Source organism: Achromobacter deleyi, assembly GCF_902859705.1.
GTDB classification, from domain to species: domain Bacteria; phylum Pseudomonadota; class Gammaproteobacteria; order Burkholderiales; family Burkholderiaceae_B; genus Achromobacter; species Achromobacter deleyi.
The window spans coordinates 26617-45984 of record NZ_CADIJO010000009.1; the positions used below are offsets into that span (position 1 = coordinate 26617).

The 19368-nt window shown below is 67.5% G+C and carries 15 protein-coding genes; 8 read left to right on the forward strand and 7 right to left on the reverse strand.

Features of this window, described 5'->3' with window-relative positions:
• Positions 1-67 precede the first annotated feature (67 nt).
• The 3 genes from HV798_RS14645 to soxR form a co-directional block, all read right to left on the reverse strand.
• The gene (locus HV798_RS14645) at positions 68-1123 is read right to left on the reverse strand and encodes a porin (RefSeq protein ID WP_175193041.1); all 1056 of its coding nucleotides are present in this window, start codon (positions 1121-1123) and stop codon (positions 68-70) included.
• Between the two features lie 207 nt (positions 1124-1330).
• Complete coding sequence (locus tag HV798_RS14650) at positions 1331-3094, reverse strand: GGDEF domain-containing protein (protein WP_175193040.1); 1764 nt, start codon at positions 3092-3094, stop codon at positions 1331-1333.
• A gap of 234 nt (positions 3095-3328) precedes the next feature.
• Positions 3329-3793: a redox-sensitive transcriptional activator SoxR gene (soxR, locus tag HV798_RS14655; protein WP_025140722.1), complete on the reverse strand. Its 465-nt coding sequence runs from the start codon at positions 3791-3793 to the stop codon at positions 3329-3331.
• A gap of 108 nt (positions 3794-3901) precedes the next feature.
• Here soxR and HV798_RS14660 point away from each other — a divergent pair, with 108 nt between their 5' ends.
• The gene (locus tag HV798_RS14660) at positions 3902-4333 is read left to right on the forward strand and encodes a DoxX family protein (RefSeq protein WP_175193039.1); all 432 of its coding nucleotides are present in this window, start codon (positions 3902-3904) and stop codon (positions 4331-4333) included.
• 92 nt (positions 4334-4425) lie between these two features.
• Here the strand turns inward: HV798_RS14660 and HV798_RS14665 are convergent, their stop codons facing one another.
• Positions 4426-5979: a GGDEF domain-containing protein gene (locus tag HV798_RS14665; RefSeq protein WP_175193064.1), complete on the reverse strand. Its 1554-nt coding sequence runs from the start codon at positions 5977-5979 to the stop codon at positions 4426-4428.
• A 283-nt stretch (positions 5980-6262) separates the two neighbouring features.
• Between HV798_RS14665 and HV798_RS14670 the strand changes: the two genes are divergently transcribed.
• The 7 genes from HV798_RS14670 to HV798_RS14700 all read left to right on the forward strand — a co-directional run bounded on the left by HV798_RS14670 (position 6263) and on the right by HV798_RS14700 (position 17317).
• The gene (locus HV798_RS14670) at positions 6263-7600 is read left to right on the forward strand and encodes a MotA/TolQ/ExbB proton channel family protein (RefSeq protein ID WP_175193038.1); all 1338 of its coding nucleotides are present in this window, start codon (positions 6263-6265) and stop codon (positions 7598-7600) included.
• 4 nt (positions 7601-7604) lie between these two features.
• Positions 7605-9086: a TolC family protein gene (locus tag HV798_RS14675; RefSeq protein ID WP_175193037.1), complete on the forward strand. Its 1482-nt coding sequence runs from the start codon at positions 7605-7607 to the stop codon at positions 9084-9086.
• Entirely contained in the window at positions 9083-9574 is a 492-nt protein-coding gene (locus HV798_RS14680) for a hypothetical protein (protein ID WP_175193036.1), read from the forward strand. Before HV798_RS14675 ends, HV798_RS14680 begins: the two co-directional genes overlap by 4 nt.
• Positions 9571-10911 carry an HlyD family type I secretion periplasmic adaptor subunit gene (locus HV798_RS14685; protein ID WP_175193035.1) on the forward strand — a complete coding sequence of 447 codons (1341 nt, stop codon included), beginning with the start codon at positions 9571-9573 and terminating at the stop codon, positions 10909-10911. Before HV798_RS14680 ends, HV798_RS14685 begins: the two co-directional genes overlap by 4 nt.
• A gap of 34 nt (positions 10912-10945) precedes the next feature.
• Positions 10946-14632: a calcium-binding protein gene (locus HV798_RS14690; RefSeq protein WP_175193034.1), complete on the forward strand. Its 3687-nt coding sequence runs from the start codon at positions 10946-10948 to the stop codon at positions 14630-14632.
• Positions 14633-14660: 28 nt separating this feature from the next.
• On the forward strand, positions 14661-16793 hold the full coding sequence (locus HV798_RS14695; RefSeq protein ID WP_175193033.1) for an ATP-binding cassette domain-containing protein: 2133 nt from the start codon (positions 14661-14663) through the stop codon (positions 16791-16793).
• A gap of 143 nt (positions 16794-16936) precedes the next feature.
• Entirely contained in the window at positions 16937-17317 is a 381-nt protein-coding gene (locus HV798_RS14700) for a hypothetical protein (protein ID WP_175193032.1), read from the forward strand.
• Here the strand turns inward: HV798_RS14700 and HV798_RS14705 are convergent.
• From HV798_RS14705 to HV798_RS14715, 3 genes are all read right to left on the reverse strand, one after another.
• A complete protein-coding gene (locus HV798_RS14705; protein WP_175193031.1) occupies positions 17314-18003 on the reverse strand; it encodes an Hpt domain-containing protein in 690 nt (229 codons plus the stop codon). The genes HV798_RS14700 and HV798_RS14705 overlap by 4 nt on opposite strands.
• Positions 18004-18017: 14 nt before the next feature.
• Positions 18018-18653 (reverse strand): response regulator transcription factor, encoded by a 636-nt coding sequence (locus HV798_RS14710; protein WP_175193030.1) that lies wholly within the window; start codon positions 18651-18653, stop codon positions 18018-18020.
• Positions 18654-18832: 179 nt separating this feature from the next.
• Positions 18833-19228, reverse strand: coding sequence for a hypothetical protein (locus tag HV798_RS14715; RefSeq protein ID WP_175193029.1), 396 nt, complete (start codon positions 19226-19228; stop codon positions 18833-18835).
• Between the last annotated feature and the right edge of the window lie 140 nt (positions 19229-19368).

Below are 19368 nucleotides of genomic sequence, written 5' to 3' on the forward strand. Positions count from 1 at the left end.
GCCGCCCGCATGCCATCATGCCGGCGGCGGTTTTCATTTCAGCGGCACGCGCATTGCACGCCGTCGCTCAAAACGCGTGCTTGATGCCCGCCATGGTCTGCAACAGGTGGCTATCGCGGCGGTCGATGCGGTCGACCAGCGCATACAGATTGGTGCGCTTGGACAGATCGTGTTGATAGCCCATGGCCCAGCCCTGGATGCTAGACCGCGTGGCGCGCTGGTACGAGGCCAATACCTTGCCACGGCCGGACACGGGCACGCTGACGCCGCCCAGATACGTCTGCACGCGGCCGTAGCCCGCCGACGGCCCGACATTGGGGTGCCGCAGCAACCCGTAGCCGCCGTGCACCGTGACCCATTCCAGCTCATACGCGGCAACCACCTGCATGTTGCTGGCATTGCGCTTGGGCGGCGCGTTGACCGAAGCGTTGGCCTGAGGCGCAATGCCGGGGCCGGCATTGAGCCGTTCGTAGGTCAGGGCGGCGGCCAGCGGCCCTTGTTGATAGCGGATGCCGCTGGTCAGGACGCGGTCGTGCCTGGCCGTGGCAAATTGGGCGCTGTCGTGCGCCTCGAAGCTGTAGCCCAGGCCGGCCTGCCAGCCGTTCACGGTGGGCGACAGGTACATCACGGTGTTGTTGCTGCGGCCGGCCGCGCCGAAATCGCCGTCGTTGTAGCCCAGCGTGGTGGCGCCGGCTGCGCCGCTCCAGCTGTTGCCGAACGGCGTGCCCTTGTTGCCCCAGCTGTTGCCCAGCGTCCAGAGGCGGCCCAGCCGCAGTTCGCCCGCGGGCCCGGCCACGCCCAGGTAGGCCCAGCGACCGAAAGGCCGTTCTTGCATCTGCGAGCCGTCGGTGGCGTGAAAGCCGCTTTCCAGCTGGAAGAACGCCCGGTAGCCATTGCCCAGGTCTTCGGCGCCGCGCAGCCCCCAGTAAGACAGCGTCTGGCCGCCGCTGCGCTGAGCCAGGCGCGATTGTCCATCCAGGCGTTCGTAGGCGATGCCCAGGTCGATGATGCCGTACAGGGTGAGATCGCTGGACGCGCCGTGGGCGGCGCCGGCCAGGCACAGCGCGGCCAGCGCAAGAACGGGCTTGATGCGAAGCGGGAGCGAAGCAGGGCAAAAAGGCATGGTGTCCTGGGAGGGTTGCGTTGCGTCAGGCAAAAGAAGCCCCTGGCGGCATGTCTGGCAGGCCGCCGCGATAAGGCAAGGGAATGAGAAGAGCGAAAAACGAAGCGCGGTGAAAACGCGCGGTGAAAGAAGGTCGTGAACCGACGAAAGCAGAAGAAAAGGCAATGACTGGATTGTAGGAAGCGCAGGCGTTCCTGCCATCCGGAATCAGTCTGATTCGCCCGGCACCACGCGGTTCTTGCCCGCCATCTTGGCGCGGTACAGCAGTTCGTCGGCATGGCGGAACAGCGAATCGGCCGCGCCGGCATTGCCCCACGAGGCATACGCCACGCCGAAACTGGCAGTCAGCGCAAAGGTCGTGCCGTTCTCGGCCGGCACGCGGGCGGCGGCGATGCGCGTGCGCATGCGTTCGGCGGCCTGCACCGCCTGGTCCGCCGTGCCGGTATGACAGAGCACCGCGAATTCTTCGCCGCCCACGCGCGCCACCACGTCGGACTGGCGCCAGGTCTGGCGGCACAGGTCCGCGACGATCTTCAAGGCCTGGTCGCCGCTGGCGTGGCCATAGGTGTCGTTGATGCCCTTGAAATCGTCGATGTCGAACAGGATGAACGCCAGCACGGCATCCGAACCGCTCCAGCTGTCCAGCGCCTGTTCCAGGCGGCCCTCGAAGGCGCGGCGGTTCAATAGGCCGGTCAGGAAATCGGTTTCGGCCATGACGGCCAGGTCGACGATCAGCCGGTCGCGCTCGCGTTCCAGCCGCTGGCGCGCCGACGCGTTGTCTTCCAGCACGCGCAGCGCCTTGAACATGCCGTCGACCTCGCCGCGGTACTGGCCCACCGGAATGGACGACGTGGGGGCCCCGTTGGCGATGGCGCCGATGATGCGGGTGGCCTGCACGAACGGCCGGATCACGCGGCGCCGGAATTGCCCCAGCGACAGCATCAGCGCGGCGGCCAGCATGGTGGCCGCCACCAGCGTGATGACCAGCAGGCGGATGGCCTCGCCGCGGTGCTGCTGCATGCTGCGTTCGATGCTGTCCAGCATCTGGTCGCGAAACTGCGTGATGGACGCCATCAGCGGCACGTAGGTCCGGGCCAGTTCGCCGGTCGAGATCTCGGCGCCGCCCGGCTGCAATGCCGCCGCGTCGCGGATTTCTTCCAGGTAGCGCATGCCTTCGCCGAAATACAGCCGTTGCATGTCCATGTAGGCCAGTGACGCGCGCAGGTCGGGGCGCGTGGCGATGCGCGCTTCGAGCAGCGCGTGCAACTGGTCGATGCGCCCCAGCACCCGTTCCATGCGGTATTCGTCGGCATCGGTCAGCTGGCGGTGCTTGGCCAGCGCGGGCGTGAAGGTCGACCCGAACAGGCCCGCCTGTTCGCGCAGCTCGCTGGCGAGCAGCGCCAGGGCGAGCAGGCTGGGGGCGTCGACTTCGTTGCGCATCACCACGCCGACGCTGTCGGCCATGGCGGCTTGCAGTTCGGGCACCAGCGCCACCATGCCATTGACCGCCATCAGGACGCTGTAGCCCGACACCGTGTCGCGCGGCGCGGCGATCAGCGCGTCGGCCTGCGCACGCGCCTGGATCAGGGCGTAGCGGATGCGCTGGATATTGGTGAATTCCTTGGCGCTGTTCGGGCTGAGCGGCGCGCGGTACAAGGCCAGCAGCTGGGCGATGCTGGCGTCGCTGCGGTCGCGGGCGGCCTGCAGGGAATCCAGCAGGGGTTGCGCGGCGGGATAAGGCGCGCCCAGCGCCGCATTCATCGGGCCGCGTTCGGCCGAGACCTTTTCCATGGCGCTCACGGTGGCGCGCACGATGCTGAAGGCGCGTTGCGCATCGCTCGTGGCGACATAAGCGGCGCGGCTCTGTAGCAGCAGAATCCCGGTCAACACCGACATCGGCAACACCACCCCCGCCGCCAGGATCAAGAAATAGCGTTCCAGGGACTTGATCGAAAATCTACTGCGCAACATATACGGGTGGGCCGGCCTGATGCGATGTTTCTCTGCGCGCAGGATACTGTAATTGCAGGGCCGGCAGGCCCGACTTGGTCGGACAATTGCGATTATCCCGAGCCGTCGCGCAACACTATGTCAATCGAATACAACCCGTTGCGCAAGGAATTGAAATCAATGCGGATCATTGCCGGAATGCGTCCTGGCAGGCCGGATCGCCGGTCGACCGCGACCTAATGGCCGGCCGTGACCTCACGGCCGATCCAATATCCGCGCCCCTGGCCCGTCGCGGCCCAGCACGTCGTCGGGATTGCGCAGCGGACAGTCCTGCAGCGACAGGCAGCCGCAGCCGATGCAGCTGTCCAGCTCATCGCGCAGCCGGGTCAGCTTGCGGATGCGTTCGTCCAGGTTCTCGCGCCATTGCGACGACAGTTCGTTCCATTGCGCGGGCGTGAGCTTGTTGCCGTCTTGCGGAAAGCGCGCCATGGCCTCGCGGATTTCCTCCAGCGGAATGCCCGTGCGCTGCGCCACCTTGATGATGGCGATATAGCGCAGCACGATGACCGGGTAGCGCCGCTGGTTGCCGCCGCTGCGGGTGCTCTGGATCAGGCCTTTGGATTCGTAGAAGTGCAGGGTGGACACCGCCACCCCGCTGCGCCGGGCCACTTCGCCCACCGTCATGAGTCGCGCCGTGTCGATCGGCTTGTCGCCTGCCATGGGTGTTGACCTCAAGTTAGCTTGAGGTCTTATAGTCCGTCGCGCCGAATTTGGCAAATCAGCCTCACCGCGCCACCCGTCGGGCCGCGGCCCCCAGGATCAGGACTCATGCAGACCCCGTCGTTCATCGCGCAATACATCGATCCCCTTCTTCAAAGCAGCGGGCTCTGGTTCATCGCCCGGCTGTGCCTGGCGGTGGTGTTCATCGCCTCCGGCGCGGCCAAAGTGATCGATTTTCGGGGCGGGGTCGCGGAAATGCGCGCGGTCGGGCTGGAGCCGGCCATCTTCATCAATATCGCGGTGGCTGCGCTGATGCTGGCGGGGTCCGTGCTGATCCTGGCCGACCGCGCGCTGTGGCTGGCCGCGGCGGCGCTGGGCGTGTTCCTGCTGCTCACGATCGTGCTCGTGCACGCCTTCTGGCGCCTGCCGCCGCCGCAGGCCAAGCTGGCGCTGTTCTTCGCGCTGGAACACGTGTCGGTCATCGGCGGTCTGCTCGCGGCGGCCATCGCCAGCCATTTCAGGGCCTTGACCGGCCACTAGGGGCCGCGGTCGGCCTCGCGGACAAGCGCAGGCGACGGTCCCATTCAGGAAACGGCCCACGGCATGCCTTATGGCGTCCCTTACGGCAAGCCTCACGGCGTCCCGTGCAGCACCACCCGATTGCGCCCTTGCTGCTTGGCGGCATACAGCGCGGCGTCGGCCGCATGGAACGCCTGGGCCACGTCCGGCCCCGCCGCCGGCCACTGCGCCACGCCGGCCGACACCGTGATGCCGCCCACCTGGCTGATGTCGCGCGCCGCGATGCGGCCGCGCAGCCGCTCGGCTACGATGGCCGCTTCGGTCGGCGCCACGCCGGGCAGCAGGATCAGGAATTCCTCGCCGCCATTGCGGCACAGGATGTCGCTGGGCCGCGAACAGTCCCGCATCAGTTGCGCGACGCCCTGGATCACCTGGTCGCCGATCGTGTGGCCGTAGGTGTCGTTGACCCGCTTGAAGTGGTCGATGTCCAGCGCCACCACCGCGAAAGGCGTGGTCGATGCCTGCAGGTGGTCCACCGCGTCCTGCGTGCCGCGGCGGTTGCGCAGGCCGGTCAGCGGGTCGGTGATGCTGGCCAGGTTCAACTTGCCGATCTTTTCCTGCAGGCTGGTGAAGCTCCAGATCACTGCGCGCTTCAAGCGTTCGGCCTCGAAATACCAGGCCTTCACCGATTTCACCCGCTGCATGGCCACGGCCACGTCGTGGTGTTCGACATTGGTGGCCAGCTGCGACAGCGGCAGCGAGATCTGCCGCGCACACCACCAGATCGCCATCAGGAACACCAGCGCCAGCGGCGCGGCATAGCCCACCAGGGCCCAGACCAGGTCGTGGATGGGTTCCAGCGTGGCCACGGCCGGGCGCTGCGCCACCACGCCCCAGCCGCTGGCGGGCACCGGCGCATAGCCGGCCAGCATGTCCACGCCCTTGGAATTGATGACCCGTTGCGCCCCGGCGTGGCCCGCCACGACGGCGTCGATCACCGCGTTGCCGGTGACGCGCTCGCCGATCCGGTGGGGATCGGTGTGGTAGATCAAGCGGCCGTCGGCATCCACGACATAGAGATAAGAGCCGTCGGTGTAGTGGTGCTTGCCCAGCAGGTCTTCCAGGGCGCTGTCCTTGCGCAGGTGCAGGGTGCCGGCCAGGTAGCCCAGGTAGCGGCCATCCGCCGAGAACACCGGGTGCGACAGATTGATCAGCAGATTTCCGGCGATCGATACATAGGGCTTGCTGATCATCGGCTGGCGCGCGGCCAGCGCGGCCCGGCTGCCGGGGCTGTCCACCCGCGTGCCCAGGAAATTGCGGAAATTCTGCGTGGTGGCCAGGATCAGGCCGTCGGCGCCCACCACGCCGACCGAGTTGAAGTTGTCGCTTTGTTCCTGCACCCGCAGCACTTCGGCGGCCAGCAGGTCGGGCGCATCCATATGCTCGGCGATCTGGCGGGCGCTGTAGGTCAACTGGCGTTGGGCGGCCTTCAGGAAATAGCCGGCGCTTTCGGCCAGTTTGGCCGCATACACCCGGTTCGACTCCAGGGTGTTGGCGATGAGCTGTTCGCGTTGCAGGCGGTAACTGGCATACAGGGCATTGGCGGTGGCCGCAAGGGCGCTGAACACCGTAAGCGCGAGCACCAGGCCGCGCAGATTGATTCGCAGGGGGAACACAGCAGGCTTGGACCTCGGGACGGGCGCGGCGACGCCGCCGGCAGGCAGCATTGTATTCAAGCCGTAGGACGAAAGCTCAGCTGCTATCGGAAGTTTCCTACAACCCGGGCGCGGCGGCGTTGATATTCTGCAAGCACCCCACAGGCCCCGCTGCCGGCGCGGCCCACCCACTGGCTCAACCCATCACGGTTACCGCTGCCGCGTCTCGCCGCCGGCTGCGGCGAGCTATTGCCAATGGATTCGTCCAGGCCAACTATCCCACTCACGGACCCCCATGCGAATTCGTCGTCCCATCATCATCATGAGCATGCTGTTCGGCGCATCCGTCGGATCGGCCATCTGGTTTGCGCAAGGCATCGTTGAAACCTGGCACCACAATCCGATGGCCAACAGCGCCATTATCGGCCTGTTCGCGCTGGGGCTGCTGTACACGCTGTACTGCGCGATCGGCCTGTGGGCCGGGCAGCGCCAATGGCTGCGGCTGGAATCCCACCCCGACGCCTGGCGCGACTCGCAGCGCCTGAAGGGCGTCATGGCCTTCTTCAATGGCCGCCTCGAAAACGAGCTGGGCAGCCCCAACGTCCTGCATCGCAATCACGTCATCCATTCCTTCGAAGAGGTCCTGGGCCTGCGGGCCAGGCTGGCCGAATACCTCGCCGGCCTGCTCATCGGGCTGGGGCTGCTGGGCACCTTCATCGGCCTGATGGCCACCATGAGCAGCATCGGCGAAGTGCTCAAGTCGCTCAATGGCGATGGCGGCGTGCAGGCCATGCTGGAAAGCCTGTCGGTGCCGCTGTCGGGCATGGCGTCGGCCTTCTCGGCGTCGCTGATGGGGCTGCTGGGCTCGCTGCTGATGGGCGCGGTGGCGCAGTTCATGGCCGATGCCAACGACAACCTGGTGCAGCGCATCCGCAACTGGTCGCTGCAGCGGGAAGCCAACGACCATGACACGCAATACGGCGGCACGCCGTCGGCCGGCGCCCAGCACGGCGCGTCGTCCCAGGCCCCGCTCACGGTGCGCTGGAACGGTGGCGCCGAAGCCCTGGACGTGTTGCGCGACATTCGCGATCAGGCGCTGGAGCGCGATCTTGCCACGCGCGAATGCTTCGCTGTGCTGGGCTTTGCCGCCAAGGAACAGAGCGCGCATCAGGCCGACATCCGCGATGCCGTGCGCGAAACCGCCCGTCATCTGCTCGAACTGCGCACCCAGCTGGACGTGCTGGTGTCGCTTGGCCAAGCCCGCCTGCAAGCCCACGACAGCATGAAGGCCACGCTGCGCGGCATGGCGGCCGGCATGGCCCGTTCGGTCAGCGCGCTGGACGAGAACCGCGTCGAGGTCGGCGGCGCCGTGCGCGGATTGGCCCAGACGCTTGGCGCGCTGGCCCAGGCCACCGATGCCACGCACCGCAAGCTCGAGGCCATTGACCAGTCCATCGACCGCGGCGCCGCGCAATTGGGGCTGATGACCCAAAGCGTGGTTGCGCAACAGGACGCCGCGCTGGAACTGGTGCGGGGCGTGTCGTCGCTGGCGACCCGCCACCTGATGGCCAACCCGGACACCGATGCCGAGTCGGCCCGGCCTTCGCAAGCCGCCCAGACGGTGGGGGCCTGACACGATGAAGGCTCTCTTTCCGCTTACGCTGGCCCTGCCGTTGTGGCTGGGCGGTGCCATGCCGGCGCTGTCGGCCGGGCAGGGGGCCGCGCAGCCGCGAGGGCAGGGCGCGCCGGTTTCCGTGGCGCCGCCGTTCCTGTCAGCGGCAGACGCGGACGGCCCGGCCGACCGCTCGGCCACCGCAGCGCCCACCGCGCGCGCGCCCAGCACGCCCGCGCCGGCCGGCCACGCAGTCACCATCGCCGAAGCGCTGGCCTTGGCACAGCGTTATTCGATGCGCCTGCGCATGGCGTCGGCGCGGGTCGACGCGGCCAAGGCGGGCATCGCCTCGGCGCGCTCCGCCTATTACCCGAAGTTGCAGGCGCTGGCCAAGACCGACGACGCCATTGACCACCGTTACCCCGGTTACCGGCGCACCAACGACGAGTACGGGCAGGCCCAGTTCAGCCTGCAATACACCGCGCTGGACTTCGGCCGCCGTGCCGCCGACCTGGCGCGTAACGAATCCGGCCGGCAGGGCAGCGAATTCGCCTACCGCCAGGAAGGCGCCGACCTGCAATTCGACACGGTGCGGGTCTATGTCGACAGCGAACGTTACCGCCGCATGCAAGCCATTGCCCAGGAACACGTCGCCGAACTGCGCCGCCTGGCCTCGCTGATGCAGGAACGCGTGCGTGGCGGCCTGTCGCCGCAATCCGAACTGATCCGCAGCCAGCTGGCGCTGACCAACGCCCAGAACCGCCTGAAGACCCTGACCAAGAATTTCGACCAGGCACAGCAGTCGCTGCGCGCCCTGACCGGCGAAACCGTCCGCAGCCAGGCCATCACCTTGCAACTGGACCAGATCGACGTCGCGGCCGACGTGCTGGCCTCGTCCATCGACGGCAACTATTCGCTGCAATCGCTGCGGGCCCAGCTGCGGGGCGCCGATGCCGGCGTGGACCGCGCCCGCGCCGACCGCTACCCCAAGGTCGACGTCATCGCGTCATACAAGAAACCGTTCGAGGACGAGGCGCGCGGCCTGGGCGCCAATGTCTACGCCCAGGTCACGCTGGACATCTTCGATGGCGGCCTCAAAAGCGCCCGCATCGACGAGGCCGGCGCCGCGCAACGTGAAGCCCAGGCCAGATTCGAGGCCACCCGCCGCGAGCTGCGCGACGCCGCCGACCGCCTGGTGTTCGACGTGGACACCACCTACCAACAGTGGCAGCTCAGCGCCACCGGCCAGCAGGAAGCCGCCCGCACCCAGGCCCTGTATCTCGATGAGTTCCGCCTGGGCAGCCGCAGCCTGAACGACCTGATCTCGGCGCAGAACGACTATTTCACGCAGCGCGTGGACAACATCGACGCCTACAGCAACCACCTGCTTTCCGTGCTGGGCCTGTTTCATGTGGCGGGCCGCATGGAAGACGGCCTGGACACGCTTGGCCTTGTTCCCCGCCACATCCGCACCGGCCCGCCGCTTTCCCAGGACCCCCGATCATGAGCAGTTCCAAATCTTCCGGCCATTTCTGGCCCGCCTATGTCGACCTGATGACCGTGCTGCTGATGGTCTTCCTGTTGCTGACCCTGCTGTTCCAGATGGTGGCCAGCATTGCCCGCATGCAAGAGGGCCTGAAGGTCAAGACCGCCGCGCCCATGGCCAGCGAAGCGGCCGCGCGCCCCGGCAGCCTGATGCTGACCTTCGCTTCGGCCGACGCGGCCTTGCAGGCAGGCCAGCGCGACCAGGCCCGCGCCTGGCTGCAGGCCAACCTGGCCGGTATTGCCGAGCACGGCCTGTCGATTTCAGCGCGCATTCCCGCCAACGAGGGCGAGGTCAGCCGGCGCCTGTCGGCCCAATTCTCGCGCGTATTGCAGATCAAGCAGCTGGCTACCGAAATGCAGGTTGACGAGCGCAATCTGTATATCGTCAACCAGCTGGACGTCGGCCTGCAGACCGCCGGCCAGATCCAGCTGGCGGTGGGCCGACTATGAATCGCTTGGGTGCCCAAGCCGCCGCAGGGGCTGGCCCGAAGGCGTCCGCGGGCCTGCGCCTGCGCCGCCTGCTGCCGCGCACGGTGACGGGCCTGGTCGCCATGGGCATGCTGGTCTTTCTGGTCTGGGCGGCGGCGTTTCCCCTGGAAGTCTATGTGCGCGGCAGCGGCGTGGTGCGGGTCGAGCGCCACAACATTCTCATCCAGGCCCAGGAAGGCGGCGTCATCCGCCGCATGGCCGTCAAGGAAGGCGACGTGGTCACCGCAGGCACCTTGCTGGCCGAGGTCGAAAACACCAACGTAGACGAGGCCTACGCCAAAAGCGCCGCCACGCGCGCCGCGCTCCTGGCCAAGGAATACCGCCTGCAACGCGAGGTGGCCGGCCAGCCCATGCCGCCAGCGCCGCCGGCGGACCTGCTCCCGGCGGCGGATGTCACGGCCGCTGCGCTGGACGAGGCCTACGCCAGCGAGCTCGACACCCACCGTCTGCGCAGTGCCGCGCAGGCGCAGTCCGAATCGGTCCTGACGGCGCAGATGTCGCAGCGCGACGCCGAAGTCCGCGAACTGGACAGCCAGGCTGCCGACCTGCAAAAAGAAGCCGCCTTGCAGGAACAACAGGTGCGCATGATCGAGCCCATGGTCAAGTCCGGCGCGGCGGCCGAAGGCGTGCTGCTGCAAAAGCGTGCCGACCTGCAACGGATCCGCTCGGCCTTGAACCAGGCGCGGGCCCGTCTGCCGCGGGTGCGGGCCGAACACCAGGAAGCCGAATCCCGCCTGGGCCAGGTGCGTGCCGATTTCCTGTCGCGTGCCCGCCAGGACCTGAATGAAGCGCAAATGCAGCTGTCGCGCCTGGGCGCCGAGGCCGTGGCCAATTCCGGGCGCAAGGACGCCGCGCGCATCCTGGCGCCGGGCGACGGCCAGGTGCACCGCGTCATCGCGCCGCACGAGGGCATGGTGATCAAGCCCGGCGGCGAACTGCTCGAACTGTCGCCCACCGATGTGCCCTTGATCGCCGAAGTCCGGGTCAAGCCCGAAGACCGGGACCACATCTGGGTCGGCATGGCCGGCCGGGTACGGATCAGCGCGCTGTCCGGCGCGGGCCGCGCGCTGCCCGCACGGGTCAGCGTGATCAGCCCCGATGCCGTCAGCGAGCCCAACGGCGAGCGCTACTACGTGGTGTCGCTATCCGTCGACGCCGGCCTGACCGCGCAGCGCGTGCGTCCCGGCATGAGCGTGGACGCCTTCCTGGAGGCCGGCCAGCGCACGCTGCTGGCCTACCTGGCCAAGCCTATCTACCAGGCAGCGGAAACCGCGCTGTCTGAACCCGGTGGCCGCTAGGCGCACCGATCTCACTTATCTGCAGGAACCCGCCATGACTACACCCGCTTCCGCCCCGACCGAATCCGTGGCCGGCTCGCCGCCGGTCCCGGCCGCCTCGCCAGAATCCGCAGGCGGCGCTTCAGCCACGGCAGCCACCCCCGCGCCGGCGTCCACCGCCGCCACGGCCAAGACGGCCATCTTGCCCGAGCCCGGGCAGACCCCGGTGTCGGCGGTGATCTACACCCGCACCGAAAATCAAGTCAGCATGGACGGCGCCACGGTCACCGTGCTGCTCGATGGCGCCGACGTGGTGCTCAAGGCAGCCGACGGCAGATCGCTGATCTTGCCGCTGGCGGCAGAACTGGCTTCCTACGAGCCGCATCTGTACACGCTGCGCTTTGCGGATGGCACCGTGATGAGTTCGGAAGACCTGCTGCGCGTGGGCCAGGTCGTCAATGTCGATCCCACGGCGGCGGGTCCGCAGGCCGCGACGGTAGCGCCGCCCGCTGCACCGCCGGCCGACCCCAAGGTCGTGGAAAAGGTGGTCGAAAAGATCGTCGAGGAAGTGGTCGTGCTGGAACAGGAAGCCAAGCCCAGCGAGCAAAGCGGGCAGGGCGGGCGCGAACGCAGCGACGCACTGTCACTTACCAAACCGATCGTGGCCCATTCCGGCGACGGCGATGCGCCGGTCACCATGCTCAAGTCTTCCGGGTCGCCGCCTGAAGACGCTGCACCGCCGCCGCCGCCACCTCCGCCACCTCCGCCGCCGCCACCCGAGCCGCCGGCACCGCCGCTGCCCCCTCAGCCTGAACCGCCGGGGCCGACGAACCCCCCGAATCCGCCGCCCACACCGCCGGTCACCCCTGGCATTATTCCGCTGGACAAGGACCTGCGCCTGCTCCAGCTTGATGCCCGCATCGATGCCGATGCGCTCGTCTACCGTGGCGGCGCGGCGACGCAGGGCGCGCAGTCGGACCCCGCGCTGGCCATGCAATACGGTACCAAGACCATCGATCTCAGCGAACAGACCGACGGCTGGACTATCTACGCCGACGATCCGGACCGGTTCTCGGGCGAGACCATGACGCGGGTGGTCCACCTGGTCGACGCGGTCGGGGCCGTGCAAGTCTTGCGTGGCCTGCCCGCCGGCTACCGGGTGGTGGAATATGGCACTGACGAGGGCCGGGCTTATGGACTCAATCCTGGCGACGTCCTTTTGCTGTATCCCAAGGGGCGCCAGGACTCGCTGGCATTGACGTTCCAGTACGAGACCGCTGACGGTTCCGTGCGCGAACACCAGGCGACCTTCATCGTCATGGAAACCCCCTTCGAGATCCAGCGTTCAGACGGTGCCTTCGTGCTGGCCTCGGTGCCTGGCTCGACGCTCGTCACTGCCGGCAGCGGCGACGACACGATCCACGCCGGCTTCACCGCCATCGAAATTCATGCCGGTGCGGGCAACGACCGCATTGTGGCCTCGATGGCCACCGGCCTGTACGACGGCGGCGAAGGCCTGGACACGGTCGACTACAGCGGCTTTGACGCTGGCATTTCCGGTGACTTGCGCGGAGGATTCACGGTCCAAGCCGGCAAGATCCTGCATACGCTGGTCAATATCGAAAGCCTGGTCGGCACCCGATTTAACGACTTGCTGACGGCTGGCAGCGGCGATGCGCGGCTTTACGGCGGCGACGGCAACGACATATTCATCCCCGGCGCTGGCCAGAATCTGCTGTCGGGCGGCGCGGGTTTCGATCGGGTCGATTATGGCCAGTCCACCGATATCCGTGGCGTCGTTGCCAGTCTGGCCGACGGCAAGACCCAGGATGGGCGCAACGGCGTCGGCGGCACCGACACCTACGAAGGCATCGAAAGCCTGATCGGTTCGCGCTTTGACGACGTGCTCGAGGGCGATGCCGGGGACAACACCCTGAACGGCGGTGACGGTGACGACACGATCTTCGGCAGCGGCGGGTCCGACAACCTGGACGGCGACGCCGGCCGCAATACGCTGGACTACTCCCGGCTGGCGGTCGCCGTGACGGTCAACCTTGCCACTGGCACCGTGCAAAAGGCGGGCGGCGGCACCGACCGCATCGCCAATTTCAAGGAAGTCATCGGCACGCAGGGCAATGACACCTTCCAGGCGGCGGCCGGCAGCATCCTGCGTGGCGGCGACGGCGACGATACGTTCAAGGGCTCAATGGGGTCCAGCACTCTGGACGGCGGCGAGGGCCGCGACCTGGTCGACTACTCGGCGCTGAACCAGAACCTGTACGTGGATCTGCTGAACGGTGTCGCATCCGGTCTGGCCAACCCCTACGTGAGCGGTGGGCAGCAGTTCAATCGTGTCGACAACACGGGGTTTGGCGTGGACACCCTGTCCGGCATCGACAGCGTCCACGCGTCGTACACGGCAGCCGTGAATTACCTGGCGGGCTCCAACGCCGACAACTATCTCAAGGGTGGACGCAACACCAACTACTACGAGGGCCGGGCGGGCAACAACACGCTCGACGGCTCGGGCGGCACGGGCGATTACGCCATGTACGCGAGCAGCAGCCAAGGCGTCACGGCGGTGTTGGACAGTGCCGGCAACGGCACGGTGGCACACGGGGGCTATACCGATACCCTGCGCGGCTTTGAAGGCATCTGGGGCAGTGACTTTGACGACACGCTGACCGCGGCCAACGCCCGGACCTGGCTGTTCGGCGGGCGCGGCAACGACACGCTCATCGGCGGCACGGCCTATTACAGCTGGGGTGCCACCCAGGGCATCGTGCTGGACCTGGGCGGCGGTGGCAACGACGGCGTCTCGTCGGGCGTCGGCATGGCGCTGAATGACGGCTATGGCACCCAGGACCGCCTGTTCAACGTCAATAACGTCACGGGCACCAATGGCTTCAACGACACGATCTGGGGCAATGATCGCGACAACATCATCACCGAGTTCAATGGCAACAACTATATCTACGGCAGCAAAGGCAACGACACCCTGAACCTGGGCAACGGCAACAATACTGTCGACTATTCCTTGCTGGACCGCGGCATCACCGCCAACCTCACTTTGGCGGCGCAAATCGTCAACAAGGCCGATAACGGTCTGGACCGCCTGACGGGCGCGCGCAATATCACGGGTACGGCGCACGCCGACACCCTCATAGGCGGAAACGATGGCAATACCCTGATCGGCAACGGCGGCGCGGACGTCCTGGTGGGCAACGGCGGCAACGACATCCTGATCGGCGGCGCCGATGGCCTGGCCACCGCCAGCTATTTCACGTCGCCGCAGGGCATCGAGGCCAATCTGTCTTCGGGCCAGGTGCAGGATGGTTTCGGCTCGTTCGACACGCTGGTGCAGATCGGCAAGATCGTCGGTTCGTCCGCCAGCGACCGATTCATCTTCTCGAACCAGGGCGATCTGGCCCGTTACCAGATCGATGGCGGCGCGGACGGCAACGACGTCATGGTCAAGCAGGGCGCGGGGGGCAGCTTCAGCCTGGACGCCAGCGTGCGCATCTCGCACATCTCGGCCATCAACTTCTCGGACGGCAAGACCGATAACGTCGCCATCAACCTCAACGAGTTGATGGCGGGCGCCGGCGACACGTCGCTGACCGTGCGGCTGGACAACCACGACACCTTCAGCATTTCCCAGACCGGCTGGACCATGACGGAAAACACCGCCGACCACCAGACCTGGTCGCACGGCGGGCAGACCGTCGTGGTGGCGCACTAGCTGGCACGCACGCTTAACAAGGCAATTCATGGATATTTCCCTTCACGCGTCGGCGGCACCCACGGTCCGCGCCGCTCCCTCGACCCCGCCGCCCGCGGATCTGGGCGACGCCTTGCTCGAGGCGGCCGAACAACTGCTCGGCCCGGTGGCGCAGTGGCAATGGCGGCGTCAGGTCAAGCTGTTGGCCGGCCAGGCGGCGCTGCAGCCCTGGCTCGACGCGGCGGCCAGGCATTTGCGCATCGATTGCGTGCCGGTGCGCGGCGCCGCGATCCCCGCATCGGCGTCCGCATCCCGATCAGCATCAGCCTCGGCGTCCGCCGCCCAGGCGACCCTGGCGCCCGGGCCGTACCTCTGGATCCACGACGGCCAGGCCCAGGCCGTCAGCCATGGCGGCCACGACTGGCGCGTGGGCGGCCTGCGCCAGGGGCAGCCCCCCGAGGGCGGCGCGCTGTATCGCGTGGTACCCAGCCACACCTTCGCCAAGCTGGGCTGGCGGGAATTTCGCCAGGCGGCGCTGTCCGATTCGCGCCTGCTGCGGGAAATCGGGCTGGCCACCTTTGTCATCAACGCCTTCGCGTTGGTCATTCCGCTGTACATGAATGCCATCTATGACCGGGTGTTGCCTGCCCAGGCCGACATGTCGCTCTGGGTGCTTTCTCTGGGTGCGGCGTTCTGCCTGGGGCTGGAATACCTGTTGCGCAACGAACGCAGCCGCGCCCTGATGCGGCTGGCCGACGAATTCCAGGCCACCTGCCTGCCGCAGCTGACACACTGGCTCAGCCGCGCGCCGCTCACGCAGGCGCTGGACTGGGGCAACGGTGCCGTGCGCGGCCTGGCCGCCTTGTCGCGGTTGCGCTCGCTGTATTGGAGCCTGATCGGCAGTTCCGTGCTGGACCTGGGTTTTGCCGTGCTGTATCTGGCCATCATCGCCTGGCTTGGCGGCCTGCTGGCGCTGGCGCCGGCCGCCGTCCTTGCCGTGGGCGCCTGGGTCATGTGGCGCTATGACCGCCAGCTGGACGCCGCGGGGCCGCCGGACGACGCCGCGTTTTCCGTCACCGCCGATCGCTACGCCTTGTACCGCGCCGCCAACGCCGAATCCGTGCTGGCGTCCGAATACCTGGTGGCTACCGAAACCCAGCGCCAGCGCGAGCAACGCCGCTACGCGCTGCAATCGCGCTGCAGCGCGGCGTTGAACCTGTTGGGCAACGGCCAGACGCTGCTGATCGTGGTGCTGGCGTACTACCTGGTGGCCACCCACCGCATGCAGCCGGCCGGCATCTTTGCCGCCATCCTGTTGTCGGGCCGCATGCTGCAACCGCTGGGTTCGCTGATGACGGCGCTGCCCAGCCTGCGTCAGATGCGTGTCTGCCTGCATCAGGTCAATGACACGCTTGGGGCCTCGGCCGCCGCGCCGCCCACGGTGCAGGACATGGCCCGGGCCGGCACGGGCTGGTGCCTGCGCGACGTGTCGTTGCGCTATGGCGACGCCGCGCCGCTCGCGCTCAAGGACGTGTCGCTCGACATCCGCCCCGGCGAGCGCATCGCCATCGTGGGCCCCGCGGCGGGCGGCAAAAGCACGTTGCTCAAACTGCTGCTGGGCGTCATGGCGCCCACCCGCGGCAGCGTGCAATACAACGGCTGCGCGCTGGCGGGAGACGCCGCCCGAACCCTGCGCGAGCAGGTGCACTACGGTTGGCAAAGCGCCGAATTGATTGGCCCGACCCCGCGCGACTACCTGGACCTGGATGGAGCGCGAACCCCCGACGAATTGGCGGCCAGCCTGCGGCAGACGGGCCTGGCGCCAGTGGTGGCGCGTTGGCCCCAGGGGCTGGCCACGCCGTGTGCGGCCTTGCCTGCGTTGGGCCGGCGCACGCTTGAACTGTTGGCGCTGGCCCGGATGGCGCTCAGCCGGCGGGCCGTCTACGCGCTCGATACGCCGTCCGAATGCCTGGATCCGCAAGCCGAACGCCAGTTGCTGGCCATGCTGCGGGCCAGGTGCGACCAGGGCGCCACGGTGCTGCTGGTGACAGACAAGGCCAATCTGCTGACGCTGGTGGACCGTGTCATCTACGTCACGCAAGGGCAGATCCGATTTGACGGCACGGTGCCGCAATTTCAAGGCCTGCTGGCGCAGGGGGCAGACCAGCCCGCTCAGTCGTGACCGCAACATTTAGCGGAAATTCCCGTCCGGGTTTGGAGAAATTTCGTGTCTAGGACCCATTTACCCCGCGCGCAGAATACGGCTCCGCCACGGCATGAGAACGGGCGAACGACAGCCCCGGCGGCCGCCCAAGGAAACAAGCTTTGAAAGCGTTGATCATTACAGACACTCTGGCGGGACACGCCGCCTGCGCGGACCGGTTCGCCGCGCATTTCGATCGGGTGACGTGCGTCGAACTGCGCGTCTTGCATCTGGCCCTGCGCACGTTGGCGGCGCCCGAACCGGAAATCGTGGTGCTCGATATCATGCGCAGCCCAACCAAATGCCTGGCGGTGGTGGCGCGGCTGCGCGCCGTGTTTCCGCAGGCCAAGATCCTGGTGCAGAAGCAGGCCAAGCCGTCCAACTTCGAATACCTGGCCGAGCAGGTGGGCGCGCATGGGGTGGCCGATATTCGCAATACCGGCGTGGCGGACGTCAAAGTCATGTTGGCCGCCGTACTGGGCGGCAATATCACGCGGCGCTAGCGGCCGCGGGCCGCCAGCAGCCGCAGCATGGCGCAAAGGCGTTGCACACCCGGCACCAGCAGCGTGTTCACCAGCAGGATGCCGGCGGCATCGCCTTGGGCGCAAAGGGCTTCGGCCCGCGCGCACAGCGCAATGAGCGTGTGGCAGCCGCTCATGCGGGCCGTGCCGCCCAGCCGGTGGGCCCGCGAGCCGGCATTGGCCCAATGGCGGTCGGCGCATTCGCGCTGGTAGTCGTGCAGATCGGATTCGCCGGTGGCGAGCAGGCTGGTCACGAGTTCGGCGGTGACCGCCGTATTGCCGTCGACCAGCCGCAACAGGGTATCGGACAGGCGCAGCAATTCTTCGTGGGCCGGCACCTCGTAGCCGGCCGCCGTCAGCGCCCCGAGCAGGTCGGTGTCGCGCACCGGTGCGGCCAGCGCGGCATCGGCCAGCACCGGCGCGCCGTCGGCGGCGTCCACCGCGAGCAGCACCGCCTGCGCCAAGCCATAGCTGCGCAGTTGTTCGGCGCTGGGATACTGCGCCGCGGCAGTGTGGCAAAACACGAGGACGTGGGCGCCGCGTACCCGTTCCCTGTCTTTTCGGGCCAACTGCTGCAGACTGATGACGCCCAGGCCCAGTGCGGCAAGCTGGGTCGCCAGTTGCCGGCGCAACTCGCCGGCAGGTCCCAGCACCAGGGCGCGGCTCATCGGCGGCGGTCCGCCTACGGTGCGATATGGCATTGGCGGGCGAAGTCGACCAGTTCGACCAGGGTGCGCAATTCAAGCTTGGCGAGGATGCGCGTCTTGTGCGTGCTGATGGTCTTGTTGCTGATGAACAGCGCATCGCCGATCTGCTTGTTCGACATGCCGCGCGCCAGCATCTGCATGATGATCACCTGTTTGTCGGACAGGCGGTCCAGCCGTTCCACATAATTGTTCGGACTTTCGGCGCGGGGCGCGCCCGGCAGCACGTTGGCGCTGGGAAACACGATATAGCCCGCGAGCACGGCCTCGACGCAGCGGATGATTTCCGACAGGTCCTGGGATTTGCTGACGTAGCCATTGGCGCCGGCTTCTTTCACGCGGGGCGCGAACACCGATTGGTCCTGTCCGGTGATGACCAGGATGCCGACCTTGGGGTCGATGGCGCGGATGCGCGGAATGGCGTCCAGCCCGTTGATGCGGGGGATATCGATGTCCAGGATGACCAGGCCAGGGCGTTCGTCGCGCACGAGCTGGATGGCGGTCTGGCCGTTGTCGGCTTCGAGGATCTTGGTGACGCCCATCACCTGGGCAAAGTGCGTCTTCAGGACCAGGCGCAGCACGGGGTGGTCGTCAACGATAAGGACGGTAGTCAAGCGGGACGTTCCTTGCGATACGGGACGATAGCGGAAGAATAGCCTATCTGATCCGTTTATGGACTGCAGGGTGCCAATATGGAATGGCTATGGCGCGGTGCGGCCGGCCAGGCCCTGCCGGCGGCGCCGCGGATCGGCCGGGCGCGCTGACGGCGCGGACCGTGGCCGGGCGCTATTGCCTACGTTGTTGTGGCGCACGTGTTTTCAGCGGCTTGGTCAGCCAGGCGCTGCGCCAGCAGCAGCTGGCTGTCGCCGATGCGCATGGCCCGCGCAATGGGCGCCACTGTCCATTCGCACAACCCCACGAAGCCGCAATCAATGGCATGCAGGGTGGGCAGGTTCAAACCCGCCAGGTCGGCGAGGGTTCGCGCTGACAGGTTGCGGTGCGAACGCCACGCCCTGAGCGCGCTGCATTCCCCGGCGGCCAGCGCCAGCCGGATGGCCACGGGCAGCGCGTAGACGGCGGCGGGCAGCGAGGCAGGCGCCCGTGTGGTGAGGTCGGGCGCCTCGTCGAAGTCATCATCGCGCGAAGGCGGTGGTGCAGCGGCGGGCAACGGAAATCGGGGCAGGGGCATGGGCAGGCGCGGGCAACAGGCAACGGACCGCGACAGGGCGGCGCGCCCGGGCGGATTCCTTTATGGCAAGAAAGGGAAGCGTTGTGCGGCCGGGCCGGCAGCGTTACCGACGTACACGCCGCAACGCGTGGTGCCGCCAG

What these genes read in the sequence shown, in the direction of transcription:
- HV798_RS14705 (WP_175193031.1), bottom strand. Translation starts at nt 18,003, where the DNA reads ATGAGCCGCGCCCTGGTGCTGGGACCTGCCGGCGAGTTGCGCCGGCAA.
- HV798_RS14675 (WP_175193037.1), top strand. Translation starts at nt 7,605, where the DNA reads ATGAAGGCTCTCTTTCCGCTTACGCTGGCCCTGCCGTTGTGGCTGGGC.
- HV798_RS14650 (WP_175193040.1), bottom strand. Translation starts at nt 3,094, where the DNA reads ATGTTGCGCAGTAGATTTTCGATCAAGTCCCTGGAACGCTATTTCTTG.
- HV798_RS14715 (WP_175193029.1), bottom strand. Translation starts at nt 19,228, where the DNA reads ATGCCCCTGCCCCGATTTCCGTTGCCCGCCGCTGCACCACCGCCTTCG.
- HV798_RS14695 (WP_175193033.1), top strand. Translation starts at nt 14,661, where the DNA reads ATGGATATTTCCCTTCACGCGTCGGCGGCACCCACGGTCCGCGCCGCT.
- HV798_RS14670 (WP_175193038.1), top strand. Translation starts at nt 6,263, where the DNA reads ATGCGAATTCGTCGTCCCATCATCATCATGAGCATGCTGTTCGGCGCA.
- HV798_RS14660 (WP_175193039.1), top strand. Translation starts at nt 3,902, where the DNA reads ATGCAGACCCCGTCGTTCATCGCGCAATACATCGATCCCCTTCTTCAA.
- HV798_RS14690 (WP_175193034.1), top strand. Translation starts at nt 10,946, where the DNA reads ATGACTACACCCGCTTCCGCCCCGACCGAATCCGTGGCCGGCTCGCCG.
- HV798_RS14685 (WP_175193035.1), top strand. Translation starts at nt 9,571, where the DNA reads ATGAATCGCTTGGGTGCCCAAGCCGCCGCAGGGGCTGGCCCGAAGGCG.
- HV798_RS14680 (WP_175193036.1), top strand. Translation starts at nt 9,083, where the DNA reads ATGAGCAGTTCCAAATCTTCCGGCCATTTCTGGCCCGCCTATGTCGAC.
- soxR (WP_025140722.1), bottom strand. Translation starts at nt 3,793, where the DNA reads ATGGCAGGCGACAAGCCGATCGACACGGCGCGACTCATGACGGTGGGC.
- HV798_RS14645 (WP_175193041.1), bottom strand. Translation starts at nt 1,123, where the DNA reads ATGCCTTTTTGCCCTGCTTCGCTCCCGCTTCGCATCAAGCCCGTTCTT.